This window comes from Prosthecobacter sp., assembly GCF_046154365.1.
Lineage (GTDB): Bacteria > Verrucomicrobiota > Verrucomicrobiia > Verrucomicrobiales > Verrucomicrobiaceae > Prosthecobacter.
The window spans coordinates 15,917-28,270 of sequence record NZ_JBJXFV010000136.1 but is presented as its reverse complement, the minus strand read 5'-3'; the positions used below and the strand labels follow the sequence as shown (position 1 = coordinate 28,270).

Sequence of the window (12,354 nt, the reverse complement as noted above, 5' to 3'; positions counted from 1 at the left end):
CCTGGGCCGCAAGGGCGACGGGCACCCAGGCGCCCAAGTCCTCTGGCAAGGCCTGCACCAACTCGACGCCATCACCGAGGCTTGGCGGCGCTTCGGTTCTCGAAATACTTGTGGGTAAAGCTCAGAGAGGACTGGCGCACTCCAGGACGCTGCCGCGAGACTTCACCTGCGGGTGTTTGAGTCTGTCTTCGTCCACTGCCTTTGACTGCATCGTTACGGCTGAGAGTGTCCTGGGGGGGGATCCGCTCTGGAGGCGGGGCTTCGTGCGTTTTTTAAGCCAAGTGTATTTCGCCGCAGGCCCGGCATTGACAGCAGGGCCATTCCATCGCTAGACAGAGGGATCGTCGAACCCATGAATCTGCCGAACCAGCTCACTGTCGCCCGTCTTGTACTGACGGCGGTGTTTGTCGTGTGTTTTTACCTGCCGGTGGCGCATCACATCTCGATCGCGGCGCTGGTGTTTGGCGTGGCTTCGATCACCGATTACTTCGACGGCCGGATCGCGCGGGCGCGCGGCATTGTGACGAATTTTGGCAAACTGTTCGACCCGCTGGCGGACAAGATCCTCATCGCGGCGGCCTTCATCCTGCTGGTGGAGCGCGGGGATCTGCCGGCCTGGGTGGCGGTGGTGGTGCTGTCACGGGAGTTTTTCGTGACGGGCATCCGGCTCATCGCAGCGGGACAGGGAGCCATCCTGATGGCGGAAAAGCTGGGGAAACACAAAATGCTCTGGCAGATCATCACTGTGAGCTGGTTCCTCGTGAAACAGGCCTCCGACGAGGCGTTGTTTAGTTTTGCGAAACCGTTTTATGCCGCGACGCCGGGCTGGGTGGCGGACATCATTATTTATTTCACCACTTTCCTGACGCTGGCCTCCGGTTTCAGCTACTTCTGGAAGAACCGCCAGCTCTTCAACGACGCCTGAATCCTTTCACGCCATGACCGCTGAACAACAACTCACCGCCCTCGGACTCAGCCTTCCATCTGCACCGCCACGCGGCGGTGTTTACAAGCCAGTCGTGATCGTGGGCAACGTGGCCTACATCTCCGGTCATGGCCCTTATCTGGGTGATGGGAACTACATCACGGGTCGTGTCGGCGCGGATCTCGATCTCGCGGCGGGCAAGGCAGCGGCGCGGCAGACTGGACTCGCGCTGCTTTCGACGTTGAAAAACGAACTTGGCAGCCTGGACCGCGTGAAGCGCGTGGTGAAACTGCTCGGCATGGTGAACAGCACGGCAGACTTTCCCGATCATCCCAAGGTCATCAATGGCTGCAGTGAGCTGTTTGGCGAGGTGTGGGGCGAAGACTGCGGCATCGGCGCACGCAGCGCTGTGGGCATGGGATCGCTGCCGGGCAACATCGCCGTGGAGATCGAAGGCATCTTCGAGCTGCATTAAAAAACCTGCGCCGTTACCAGCGCAGGTTGGTGGAGACACGGCCTGACGGCGCTCAATACCAGCGTGAGCCGATGCCGAAACCGCTGCCCCAGCCATACGGCTGGCCGAAGCCATAGCTGCCGCCCCACGGGCGATAGTTGTAGCTGCTGTACGACGGGCTGCGGCTGTAATAAGGGCTGCTGTAGTAGCGGTTCGAGTAATAGGGATGGCGATAGTACGAACTCGAATAGTAGGTGGGCCGGGAGTACGAACTGGAGTAATACGGCCTGCCGTAGTAATACCGGTTCCCGTAGGCCGAGCTGCGGTTCACATAGTAGTAGCGGTCGCGGCTGGAGCCGATGGCGTTCCCAGCGAGGCCGCCAAGGATGCCACCAATGAGCACCCCTTGCAGCGGATGACGATGGCTGACGAGTCCGCCCAGCAGGGCACCGCCAGCAGCACCATAAAGCGTGCCGGAGCGTTGATTGGGCCCCATGCTGTAATAGGGATACTGGCAGGAAGTCAGTGTCAGTGAAACACCAACGAGGAGAATGACGGCGAGTCGAAGAAAAGGCGTTTTCATGATGAATAGAGCTACGCTTGGCAGTAGCGCACGAAACCTCCGACCTTGGCAATCACGAATCATTCAGCCAGCGGGTGAAAATTTCAGCTGCACTGGAGTGGGTGTGATTTTTATGGGGAGAGCCTCCCACAAACGCCTGTCCGTGTCAGAACGCGATGATCTGGAAGGGCCAACTGTCCTTCACCCGCTTGTCGGTCGGCGTGCTCAAGAGTTTCTCAAACTGCCGCGCCCATTCACGGATGGCATACTTGGCCTGCCCCGTGGGAAACAGCTCCTGCGGGAAGAACAGGAGCAGCGATCTGGCCTCCTCCTTGTCGGCAAACTCGAAAAACGACTTCCCGGTCGTCGGTTCAATGAGCACCCCCTCAATGGCGATCATGCCGCGCGCAGGCTTGGCGAACATGCTGCCAACCATCGGCAGCGTCACCAGATCCACCGCCTCTCTCACCGCCAGTCCCGAGTAGGTGTTCGGCTCCCACTCGATGATGGACAGCTTCAGCGTCATCGCCTCCTTCGAAGGCGTGTCCACGACGGCGAAACGCGATTTTTTGTTGGATTTGAAGGCGCTCACGAACTTCTCATGGGCATAGACGAGAAGACTGTTCATCTTTTCTTCACGACGTTTGTCGCTGAACTCGAGCTTGGTGAATTTCTGCCGCATCGGCCGCAGTTGATCCGCCACCACCGGGGCGATGTAGATCGACTTCACCTGTTCGGCGGCTTTTTGGACACGCGGATCCTTGTTCCACCAGTTGCCGATGAAGGGCGAACGCTTGCGGTCTTCCTTCAGCTCCGCCGCATGCGGCAGGAAGCCCGTGGGCTTGACATCGACCGCCCCCAGCACGCTTTTGGCAGTGCGGCAGGAGATCATCAGCCAAGGCAGAAACAGGAGAAAAGCGGCGCGAATCAGCATCATCAGAGGGTGGATTTGGATACGTGCGAGATAGCGAAATGGCAAATATTTCACGCGGCAGGCCGGGATCAAATAATCCGCACTTCAGCACACAAACCTCCCGCATCATTTGCGCCAGTCATGGGGGGGTGTTAGCTTTCCAGCCTTGTCTTTCGATGCACCGGCAATCCCGCCGCTGCTCCGCCTGATTTTCCCTCCCCCTCTATGGCATGGCTTTCCTCCCTCGGCACCTTCGGTGAAATTCTCCGATTCATCATCCTCATCCTGGAAGTGATCCTGGTCTTCAATCTCATGATCGTCGTCCACGAGTGGGGCCATTTCCTCGCCGCACGCTGGCGGGGGCTGAAGATTGAAAAATTCTACATTTGGTTCGGCAAGCCCCTGTGGAAAAAGACCATCAACGGCGTCGAATACGGCCTCGGCTGCATCCCGGCGGGCGGTTTCGTAGCCCTGCCGCAAATGGCGCCCATGGGCGGCCTCGAAGGTGAAACCAGCACTGAACCACTCCCAACGATCACTCCGCTCGACAAGGCCATCGTTGCCGTTGCAGGCCCGTTGTTCAGCTTTCTGCTCGCCTGCGTGTTTGCCGTGGCTGTTTGGATGGTCGGCAAGCCGCAGAGTGAGTCGCATACCACGACGGTCGTCGGCTACGTCGCCAAAGACAGCCCAGCGAGCAAGGCGGGCATCCTCCCTGGCGACAAAGTCCTCACCGTGGACGGCCAGCCGGTGAAACGCTTCGAAGGTCTCGTGGACAGCGTGCGCTGGGGCGTAGTCGCCAGCGAGGGCGACACCGTTGCCTTTGAAGTGGAGCGTCCCGGCCAGGGGATGGTGAAATTCAATGTCGATCCCAAAGCCTGGCCGAAGTCCGAAGAAAAAGCCGTACCGGTTTCCTGGTGGCGTTCCATCTTCAAGCGCCCGGATCTACGCTCCGTCGGCCTAGAAGGCCAGATGACACCCATGGTGGCCCGTGTTTTCGAAAACACTCCTGCCGATGAAGCCGGGATCAAGACCAACGACTTCGTGCTCAAAGCCGATGCCACGCCGCTGCGCAGCATTGCCGATTTGGCAGAGTACATTGAAAAGAACCCGCAGAAAACGATCACACTCGACATCTTGCGTGATGAAAAGCCGATCCAGCTCAGCCTGCTTCCCCGTTTCCCGGATGATACCAACCGGGTTGCACCCAAACTGATGATCGGCATCGAATGGGACAACGACGGCAGACTCAAGGAAAGCAATCCCACGCCGTATGAGCAGATCAGCGATGCGGTGCGGCACATGGGCAACCTCGTGACCAAGCTGTTTTCCCCGAAGTCAGACCTCAGTCCCGCGCACATGAGCGGCCCGGTGGGCGTTGGCCGGCTGTACTACAAGCTCTTCCAGCATCCCGATGGCTGGCAGCTCGTGCTGTGGTTCAGCGTCGTGTTCAACATCAACCTCGCCATCCTCAACATGATGCCCTTCCCCGTGCTCGACGGAGGTCACATCACCATGGCCGCCGCCGAGGCGATTCGTCGCAAACCGGCACAAGGACGCATCCTCGAATACATTCAGACCGCCTGCGCGCTGATGCTGTTCGGCTTCATCATTTTCGTCACCCTCAAGGACACCGGCGACATCTTTGGCGGCGGCAAACCTGACCCCGAAATGCGCAAGATCACCAAGGACGGGCTGCCCATCAAAGACATCTGGCTCTCCAAGACAGAACGTGCGACCAAGGCCGCCCCTGGTGCTTAGTTTTGCGAACCATGCGCGTCCTCATCCTCGTCGAAAACCTGCCGGTGCCCTTCGACCGGCGTGTGTGGCAGGAAGCCTGTGCGCTGCGTGATGCCGGACACGCCGTCACCGTCATCTGCCCGCAGATGCGCGGCTACACGCAGGCGGAGGAAGTGCTCGAAGGCATTCAAATCTACCGCCACTGGATCAGTGGCGAGGCCGGCTCACTCGGCGGCTTCATTGCCGAATACGCCTCCGCACTCTGGGGTGAATTCACCTGTGCGCTCAAAGCCTGGAAACGCGGCGGTTTCGACGTGATCCATCTCTGCAACCCGCCCGATCTGCTCTTCCTCGTCGCCCTGCCGTTCAAGCTCTTCGCCGGCGTGAAAGTCGTCTTCGACGTGCATGATCTGTGGCCCGAGATGTTCGAGGCCAAGTTCGGCAAACGCGGCCTCATGTACTGGGCCGTGCGCATTGCCGAACGCTGCACGCTCGCCCTCGCCAACGTCGTCATCGCCACCAATCAGAGCGTGCTGCGTGCCGTCAAACAGCGTGGCAAGCTGCGCGAAGATCGCGCCTTCATCGTGCGCACCGCTCCCAGCCGCATGAACACCGCTGCGCAGCCGGATGAAGCGTTGCGTGCCGGCAAACAGCATCTCGTCGGCTACATCGGCGTCATGGGCAATGCCGACGGTGTCGATTACCTCGTTCGGGCCGCCGAGCACATCGTCAAAACGCGCAAACGCGGTGATGTGCAGTTCCTCCTCATGGGTTCCGGCCCCGAACATGCCGCACTGCTCGCGCAGCGTGACCAACTCGGCTTGCAGGAGTACATCAACATGCCTGGCCGTGTCAGCGACGAGTTCCTCTGCCGCGCCCTGCGCACCATCGACCTCGGCGTCGCCTGCGATCCCATCAACGCCTACAACGACCACTGCACCATGAACAAGGTGCTCGAATACATGGCCTTCGCCAAACCGATGGTCATGTTCGGCACCGTCGAAGGCCGCTTTTCCGCCGGCGACGGTGCCGTCTATGTCATGGAAAACAGCGCGGAGAAACTCGGCGATGCCATCCTCGACCTCCTCGATGATCCCACTCGCCGCGCCACCATCGCCGCCGCCGGCCATCAGCGTCTCACACAGGAACTAAACTGGGAACGCAGCGTGGCGCAGTTACTGGCAGCCTATCAGGCCGCCGATCAAAAGAGTCGTGCGCAATAGTTGGCTGAATCTGCTCAAAGGGGCGAGATAGATGCGTCTGCCAGCACCACCTTCGCCGCATTGAAGCCGCATAGGCCGGTCACATTGCCGCCAGGATGCGTGGAACCGCCGCAGAGGTAGAGGCCGGGAATTTCGGTGCGGTAGGTGCCCGCGCCTTTGAAGGGGCGATGGTAGCCGATTTGATCGTTGGCGAACGATCCCACCAGCAAATCGCCGCGCATCATGTTCGGCAGCAGGCGCTCGGTATCGAGAGCGCTACGGGTGAAGCTGTCGAGCACGGCCTCGCGCAAATTCGGCGCGTAGCTTTGCCAGAGCGTCAGCATCTCGCGGCCATGCTGTTCCTTGTGCGCATCCCAGTTCCGCGCATCGCCATGCAGTGCGTAGGGCAGTTTTTCCCACATGAAGGCCGTGTGCCGGCCTGCGGGAGCCTGCGAGGCATCAAACTGCGTCGGGCACGTGCCCCACATCACCGTGCGTGGAATTTCACCGCGTTCGTGAGCGGTGACGATGTCGTGGAACTGATTCACATCGTCCAGGCCGAGGGTCATCATGAACGCCTGGTTCAATTCAGGATGCTTTTCCGCCGCAGCATAACGCGGTGGCTCGCGCAGGTTCAAATTCAGCGCGAACAGCGGTGCGAGCAGGTTGTACTCAAAACCCGCCGCCCGTTCACGCAGATGCGCCGGAGCGACATCCGCTGGAATCAAATCGAGGAACGTCTGCTGCGGATTCAATCCACTCGCGACGAACTGCGAGGCCTCAATGCGATCTCCCGTCATGGATTCGACGCCGCAGGCACGGCCGTTGCGCGTCAGGATCGAGCGTGGCTGCCAGTTCGTGAAAATCTCGCCGCCATGCTCCCGCAAATCAGCGCACAGTGCTTCCGCCAGCTTGCGCGAACCACCGAGGCACATCTGCGCCTTGCGCGGACTCGCCAGCAACGAGGGAATCGAATGCCCGAAGCCCTTCTGCCGCAAATCGACCTCACGCAGGCCGTTGAAGAACAGCAAACCCGCCTGCACCGCCGGATGCTCGAACTCGCGCATCACAAACTCCATCGGTGACAGCGCCTGCACTTCCAGCAGCATGCGCCCGAGCGCCGTCTGCTTCAGCTTCGCCACTCGTTCTTCCGGCGGCAGCGGCGCATTCTGCGCTTCGGGGATGATGATCTGCTCCACGATGGGCCGGAAGCGTTCCGTCCACTCGCGTAGCCGCTGCGCATCGCGTGGCGAGGTCGCCGCAAACGACGCGAACGTCTTCTCAAAGTCGGTCCACCACTCCAGCACGCGATCTTCTGGTAAAATCATCGCCACATTCAGCTCCGGCTCGATGTAGCGCACGCCATGCCGTTCCAGCTCCAAGTCGCGATACCACGGCATCGCCGTGATGCCACGATGGAAGAACGAATGCGTGTTGTGCTTGAAGCCGGAGGTCGGCGGATGCTCCACCGTCGCCAAACCTCCGCCTGCGATGTCATTTTTCTCCACCACGGCCACTTTCAAGCCTGCGCGTGCCGCATAGCACGCGAGCACCAGCGCATTGTGCCCGGAGCCGAGAAGGATGCCGTCGTAAATCATGGCTGCGCACCATTACGCGGCCATGAACCTGTTTCGCACTTTAGATCGCCACTTCCGCGTCTTCGTCACCAGCATCAGTCAGCGACTTGAGGATCATGCCGGCGGCGACAGTGTTGTTGGTCTGTTCATCGACGAGGACGAAGCTGCCGGTGGTGCGATTTTTCAAATAGGGGTCGAAGAAAATCGGCGCGGCGGTGCGGATGCGGATGCAGCCGATGTCGTTGAGGGCGAACTCTTTGTTCTCGGCACTCTTTTCGAGGGTGCTGATGTTCACTTTGTAAAGCACGTCGGTGACGACAGCTCGCACATCGTTGGTGGTATGGCGCAGATGAAAGCGGCCACGGGGCTTGAGGGTTTTCTTGTCGGCGAACCAGCAGATCATGGCGTCGAATTCCTGGCTCGTTTGAGTGGGTTCGTTCGCCTTCACGATCATGCCGCCGCGGCTGGTGTCGATCTCATCGGCCACGGTGATGCTGTAGCTGAGTTGCGGTGTCGTTTCGGGCTGCGGGCCTTCGTAAGTGTGAATGCCGGTGATCTTCGACTTCATCGCTGAGGGATAAACGAGCACGTCATCACCCACGCGGAAGGTGCCGCTGGCCATGCGGCCGGCGAAGCCACGGTAATCGTGCAGATTGCCCAGTTTGGCGTCCTTGCGGTCGGAAATCGGGCGAATGACCCACTGCACGGCGAAGCGCGCTTCATCGGCGGCCGTTTCGGCATGCACCTGGACGGTTTCGAGATGTTGAAGAAGCGACGGGCCGGTGTACCACGGTGTGCTGTCGGATTTATCGACCACGTTGTCGCCATTGAGCGCGCTCATCGGGATCGGCGTGACCTGCGGGAGATTGTCCAGGCCTTTGGCGAAGGCTTGGAAGTCGCCGACGATCTTGTCATAGACCGCCTGATCGAAATTCACGAGGTCCATCTTGTTCACGGCCAGAACGATGTGCCCAATACGCAGCAGTGACGCGAGATAGGTGTGCCGCATTGTCTGCTCGATCACACCGAGGCGTGCGTCGATCAAGATGATCGCCAGATCCGCAGTGGAGGCCCCAGTGACCATGTTGCGCGTGTATTGAATGTGCCCAGGCGTGTCCGCGATGATGAATTTCCGCTTCGGCGTGGCGAAATAGCGGTAAGCCACGTCAATCGTGATGCCCTGCTCGCGTTCGGCGCGCAGGCCGTCGGTGAGCAGTGCGAGATTCACATGCGCATCGCCACGACGCTTGGAGGATTCTTCGACGGCAAGAAGCTGGTCTTCGAAGATCGACTTCGAGTCGTAGAGCAAGCGTCCGATCAATGTGCTCTTTCCGTCATCGACGGAACCAGCAGTGGTGAAGCGGAGAAGAGAGGATTCGGTGGGGTTGACTAGGAGGTCCATGGTAAAAAATGAGTTTAGTCTTCGGTCTCTTTGAGATGTTCGAGTACATCATTGCAGCCATTGATGAGGCTGTAATTGGGTGATTCAGACGTTTCTTCGCTGGAGATGGCTAACTTAGCCGCGTCTTGAAGAGCTTGGCGTTCTCTCGGAGTAATCGATGCTAGTTCTGCCGCGATTGATTCCAGCGCGTCGGCATCATTATCTTCGTCCGCTTCGGATTCTCGTGCGACGGTTCCCAAATAGGCCATCGCATAGGCAAGTGCGTTTGCGAGAGAGTTCATAGTGATGCTTCGGGCATTTCGTCGCCAGGGAGCGGAGGGGCATCCAGGGCGCGGATTTCGTCGAAAGCAGCATCCTTGAGTTTTTGAGTCAGCTTGGAGGCGGCTTCACGCTGGATGGCTTCAAATTGCTCCTTTTCGGATTGTCGGATCTCCCACAAAAAACGGTTGGGGCTGGTTATCAGCACGCTTTGAATTGTATGGCCGAAGAAAGGACCAAAATCCCGTTGGTCTTGAGTGAGCAGATGCGTGCATTTAGCCGCGATGGCCCCAACAAGGATGGGGATGTCTTTGGCACGCAGATCGACATCAGGCGGCGGGACTGTGTGGTTAATGATGTGGAGTTCTTTGCCGAGCAGTTCGAGGTCTTGCAATCGACCAGGCTGTCGCATCCCCAAATTTTTTCGCGCTTCCCCCAGCGCATACTCGTTCGTCACGCCCTCCGCGAAAGTGATGATCCAGCGCACGAGATCACGAATAAAGCCGCCAGGTGTGGTGGCGCTGAAAAGAATATTGGCATCCAGAAACACTCGCCTCATGATCCCCAGCGTGATTCGTCCCTCGAGACCTTGGCGAGTTCAGCTTCCAGCCACTGACGATGCGGTTCCAGCGCACGCTCTTCAGACTCCCACTGTGTCATTTCCTCATCGGAATAGACACGGGTGGACTCAATACGATTAGGCTTCAACAGGATGCCTTGGGGCGTGTCCTCGATGATAATGACGTCATCACTCTTCAAACCAAATTTCGCCGTGAAAAACTCGGGAAGCGTGAAGGTGCCGTGATGGAGTGGAATGGTCGCAGTCATAAGCGCAGGCTAGCACAGATTAAGAAATCAAAAATAGCCTTCTTTTTTGCGGTCCTCCATGGCGGTTTCGCTGCGTTTGTCGTCGGCGCGGGTGCCGCGTTCGGTTTGGCGGGCGGCGGCGACTTCGGCGACGATTTCGTCGATGGTGCTGGCGGTGGATTCGACGGCACCGGTGCAGGTGGCATCGCCGACGGTGCGGAAGCGGATGGTCATTTCTTTAACCTTGGGCTTTTCTTCATCGAGCAGAGGAATGATGCCGGTACTGGCGTCGAGAAGCTGGCCGTGGCGCTCGATGATTTTGCGCTGATGGCTGAAGTAGAGGCTGGGTAGCGGGATGTTTTCCTGGCGGATGTATTGCCAGATGTCCATCTCGGTCCAGTTGCTGAGCGGGAAGACGCGGAAGTGCTCACCGAAGTGTTTGCGGCCGTTGAAGATGTTCCAAAGCTCGGGGCGCTGGTTTTTCGGGTCCCATTGGCCGAATTCATCGCGGTGGCTGAAGAAGCGCTCTTTGGCACGGGCTTTTTCTTCATCGCGACGACCACCGCCGAGGCAGGCGTCGTATTGATGCTCCTCGATGGTATCGAGCAGGGTGACGGTTTGCAGCTTATTGCGGCTGGCGTTGTGGCCTTTTTCTTCCTGCACGCGGCCATCGTCGATGGACTTCTGCACGAGGCCGACGGTCAAGGTCGCGCCGATCTCCTGCACGAACCAATCGCGGTATTCCATGGCCTCAGGGAAGTTGTGGCCGGTATCGACGTGGAGCAGCGGGAAGGGCAGCTTCGATGGATAGAAGGCTTTGCGAGCGAGCCAGGCCATGACGATGGAGTCTTTGCCACCGGAAAACAGGAGCGCGGGCTTTTGGAACTGTGCGGCGGTTTCGCGCAGGATGTAGATGGCTTCGGATTCGAGGAACTGGAGGTGCGTGATGGCCATGTAAATTTGAGATTTTAAATTTCAGATTTGAGATTAAAAGACGGCGAGGAATTTGAGGAGATTGCGCGTGCTGAGGGCGACGACGAGGACGCCGACGACGACCATGAAGGGCTTGTGCGGGATGTGTTTGGCGGCCCAGGCACCGAACGGGGCGGCGATGACACCACCGATGGCAAGGGCGATGATGATGCTCCAATGCGTGAGGCCGATGGTGAGCAGGAAGGTGATGCTCGCGGCGAGGGTGACGAAGAACTCAACGGCATTCACGCTGCCAACGGTGATGCGGACGTTGTTGCCACGCACGATGAGATTGGAGGCGACAATCGGGCCCCAGCCGCCGCCGCCCATGGCATCGACAAGCGCACCGAAGAAGCCGAGAGGCGTGAGATGGGTGGTGACGTTGCGCGAAGGCACCTGCACGAAGGCTTTGGCAATGATCACGATGCCCATGATTAGGAGATAGCCAGAGACCCAGGGTTTGAGCACGTCGCCAATGGAGGAAAGCAGGTATGCGCCGATGATGGCACCGATGACGGCGGGGATGAGCAAGCGGCGGAACAGAAAGCGATCCACATTGCCAAACGCATGATGCGAGATGGCCGAGGCACCGGTGGTGAAGCACTCCGCCGCATGCACCGTGGCACTGGTGGCCGCTGGCGGCACGCCGAGGGCCATGAGCAGCGAGGAGGCGCTGACGCCATAGGCCATGCCGAGCGCTCCATCGATCAATTGAGCGACGAAGCCGGCGGCGATGTAGAGCAGGAAGTCGGGCGGCAGATCAGGCATCGTCGTTTACGCTTTGTCGGTGACGAGTTTGGCGTGCAGGCCGCATTCGTGTTTTTCGTCGCCCTTGGCCGGATCGTAGTAGGTGCGCTCGTTCGGCAGATCGTGTTCGAGCAGGTAGGCATCCATCTCGACGGGCGTCCAGTCGAGGATGGGGTTCACCTTGAGGCATTCAAATTTTGCGTCCCACATGAAGGGCTGAAGCGTGGCGGCACGCTGCGGGTTTTGTTCTTTGCGCAGAGCCGTGATCCAGACTTTCGGGGCGAGTTCGCGCATGCCGCGCTCGAAGGGCTCCAACTTCATGATACGGCTGAAGGATTCGACGCGTTCGACTTCGTCCGGCATGGGGATTTGGCCACCATTGAGGGCCAGCCAGTGCGCGGCGGTCATGAGCGGCAGGTAGGGCTTCAAGTTGAGGCTGAGGCGTGCGTGGCTCTTTTCGGCGAAACGATAGGTTTCAGGGAGATTGGTGCCGTGATCGACCCACAGGATGGGGATGCCCGCCTCCTGCTCCGTGGCGAGATGCAAAATGACGGCTTCATACGGGCGGAAATTCGTGGTGACGATGGCCTGGCCGTCGGCATGAGCGAGGGCGGCCTGGATGATTTCCTGGGGCGATTTGCCTTTGAGATCGTCGTTGAGAGCTTGGATTTGGTCGGGATTCATGCGGGGCGCGGAGTATTCACCTGATTCTCGATGTGTAAAGTAGGAAATAGACAATTTAGGGCATGAAAAAGGGCGCGGAGGTGATCCGCGCCCTTTAAAAGTTGGCTGTGCTTC

General features: G+C 59.2%; 14 protein-coding genes. 4 read left to right on the top strand and 10 right to left on the bottom strand.

Going from position 1 to position 12,354, the window contains the following annotated elements; genetic code table 11:
* Positions 1–352 precede the first annotated feature (352 nt).
* Together pgsA and ACKVY0_RS17450 are read left to right on the top strand one after the other, a co-directional pair.
* Positions 353–925, top strand: coding sequence for a CDP-diacylglycerol--glycerol-3-phosphate 3-phosphatidyltransferase (pgsA, locus tag ACKVY0_RS17455; protein ID WP_409216107.1), 573 nt, complete (start codon positions 353–355; stop codon positions 923–925).
* 13 nt (positions 926–938) lie between these two features.
* A complete protein-coding gene (locus tag ACKVY0_RS17450; RefSeq protein ID WP_409216106.1) occupies positions 939–1,400 on the top strand; it encodes a RidA family protein in 462 nt (153 codons plus the stop codon).
* A gap of 52 nt (positions 1,401–1,452) precedes the next feature.
* On the opposite strand, the gene ACKVY0_RS17445 is transcribed toward ACKVY0_RS17450, so the two are convergent.
* Positions 1,453–1,962: a YMGG-like glycine zipper-containing protein gene (locus tag ACKVY0_RS17445; protein WP_409216105.1), complete on the bottom strand. Its 510-nt coding sequence runs from the start codon at positions 1,960–1,962 to the stop codon at positions 1,453–1,455.
* Positions 1,963–2,107: 145 nt separating this feature from the next.
* Complete coding sequence (locus ACKVY0_RS17440) at positions 2,108–2,878, bottom strand: DUF3313 family protein (protein WP_409216104.1); 771 nt, start codon at positions 2,876–2,878, stop codon at positions 2,108–2,110.
* A gap of 201 nt (positions 2,879–3,079) precedes the next feature.
* Between ACKVY0_RS17440 and rseP the strand changes: the two genes are divergently transcribed.
* On the top strand, positions 3,080–4,612 hold the full coding sequence (gene rseP, locus ACKVY0_RS17435) for an RIP metalloprotease RseP (RefSeq protein WP_409216103.1): 1,533 nt from the start codon (positions 3,080–3,082) through the stop codon (positions 4,610–4,612).
* An 11-nt stretch (positions 4,613–4,623) separates the two neighbouring features.
* Positions 4,624–5,814 (top strand): glycosyltransferase family 4 protein, encoded by a 1,191-nt coding sequence (locus ACKVY0_RS17430; protein ID WP_409216102.1) that lies wholly within the window; start codon positions 4,624–4,626, stop codon positions 5,812–5,814.
* 14 nt (positions 5,815–5,828) lie between these two features.
* Here the strand turns inward: ACKVY0_RS17430 and ACKVY0_RS17425 are convergent, their stop codons facing one another.
* Genes ACKVY0_RS17425 through ACKVY0_RS17390 form a run of 8 tightly spaced genes read right to left on the bottom strand, consistent with a single transcriptional unit; the run spans position 5,829 to position 12,240 of the window.
* Entirely contained in the window at positions 5,829–7,391 is a 1,563-nt protein-coding gene (locus ACKVY0_RS17425) for a phytoene desaturase family protein (RefSeq protein ID WP_409216101.1), read from the bottom strand.
* Positions 7,392–7,431: 40 nt separating this feature from the next.
* Positions 7,432–8,772: a sulfate adenylyltransferase subunit 1 gene (locus ACKVY0_RS17420; RefSeq protein ID WP_409216100.1), complete on the bottom strand. Its 1,341-nt coding sequence runs from the start codon at positions 8,770–8,772 to the stop codon at positions 7,432–7,434.
* A 14-nt stretch (positions 8,773–8,786) separates the two neighbouring features.
* Positions 8,787–9,053, bottom strand: coding sequence for a hypothetical protein (locus ACKVY0_RS17415; protein WP_409216099.1), 267 nt, complete (start codon positions 9,051–9,053; stop codon positions 8,787–8,789).
* Positions 9,050–9,580, bottom strand: a complete 531-nt coding sequence (locus tag ACKVY0_RS17410; protein ID WP_409216098.1) for a hypothetical protein — start codon at positions 9,578–9,580, stop codon at positions 9,050–9,052. The genes ACKVY0_RS17415 and ACKVY0_RS17410 overlap by 4 nt, the downstream gene beginning before the upstream one ends.
* A 5-nt stretch (positions 9,581–9,585) precedes the next feature.
* On the bottom strand, positions 9,586–9,858 hold the full coding sequence (locus ACKVY0_RS17405) for a hypothetical protein (RefSeq protein WP_409216097.1): 273 nt from the start codon (positions 9,856–9,858) through the stop codon (positions 9,586–9,588).
* A 27-nt stretch (positions 9,859–9,885) separates the two neighbouring features.
* On the bottom strand, positions 9,886–10,791 hold the full coding sequence (gene cysD / locus ACKVY0_RS17400; protein WP_409216096.1) for a sulfate adenylyltransferase subunit CysD: 906 nt from the start codon (positions 10,789–10,791) through the stop codon (positions 9,886–9,888).
* 33 nt (positions 10,792–10,824) lie between these two features.
* On the bottom strand, positions 10,825–11,577 hold the full coding sequence (locus ACKVY0_RS17395; RefSeq protein WP_409216095.1) for a sulfite exporter TauE/SafE family protein: 753 nt from the start codon (positions 11,575–11,577) through the stop codon (positions 10,825–10,827).
* Positions 11,578–11,583: 6 nt separating this feature from the next.
* On the bottom strand, positions 11,584–12,240 hold the full coding sequence (locus ACKVY0_RS17390) for a phosphoadenosine phosphosulfate reductase family protein (protein WP_409216094.1): 657 nt from the start codon (positions 12,238–12,240) through the stop codon (positions 11,584–11,586).
* Positions 12,241–12,354: the final 114 nt, after the last annotated feature.

Bases quoted from the DNA above. Each gene is read 5' to 3' on its own strand.
- pgsA (WP_409216107.1), top strand. From the start codon at position 353: ATGAATCTGCCGAACCAGCTCACTGTCGCCCGTCTTGTACTGACGGCG.
- ACKVY0_RS17450 (WP_409216106.1), top strand. From the start codon at position 939: ATGACCGCTGAACAACAACTCACCGCCCTCGGACTCAGCCTTCCATCT.
- ACKVY0_RS17445 (WP_409216105.1), bottom strand. From the start codon at position 1,962: ATGAAAACGCCTTTTCTTCGACTCGCCGTCATTCTCCTCGTTGGTGTT.
- ACKVY0_RS17440 (WP_409216104.1), bottom strand. From the start codon at position 2,878: ATGATGCTGATTCGCGCCGCTTTTCTCCTGTTTCTGCCTTGGCTGATG.
- rseP (WP_409216103.1), top strand. From the start codon at position 3,080: ATGGCATGGCTTTCCTCCCTCGGCACCTTCGGTGAAATTCTCCGATTC.
- ACKVY0_RS17430 (WP_409216102.1), top strand. From the start codon at position 4,624: ATGCGCGTCCTCATCCTCGTCGAAAACCTGCCGGTGCCCTTCGACCGG.
- ACKVY0_RS17425 (WP_409216101.1), bottom strand. From the start codon at position 7,391: ATGATTTACGACGGCATCCTTCTCGGCTCCGGGCACAATGCGCTGGTG.
- ACKVY0_RS17420 (WP_409216100.1), bottom strand. From the start codon at position 8,772: ATGGACCTCCTAGTCAACCCCACCGAATCCTCTCTTCTCCGCTTCACC.
- ACKVY0_RS17415 (WP_409216099.1), bottom strand. From the start codon at position 9,053: ATGAACTCTCTCGCAAACGCACTTGCCTATGCGATGGCCTATTTGGGA.
- ACKVY0_RS17405 (WP_409216097.1), bottom strand. From the start codon at position 9,858: ATGACTGCGACCATTCCACTCCATCACGGCACCTTCACGCTTCCCGAG.
- cysD (WP_409216096.1), bottom strand. From the start codon at position 10,791: ATGGCCATCACGCACCTCCAGTTCCTCGAATCCGAAGCCATCTACATC.
- ACKVY0_RS17395 (WP_409216095.1), bottom strand. From the start codon at position 11,577: ATGCCTGATCTGCCGCCCGACTTCCTGCTCTACATCGCCGCCGGCTTC.
- ACKVY0_RS17390 (WP_409216094.1), bottom strand. From the start codon at position 12,240: ATGAATCCCGACCAAATCCAAGCTCTCAACGACGATCTCAAAGGCAAA.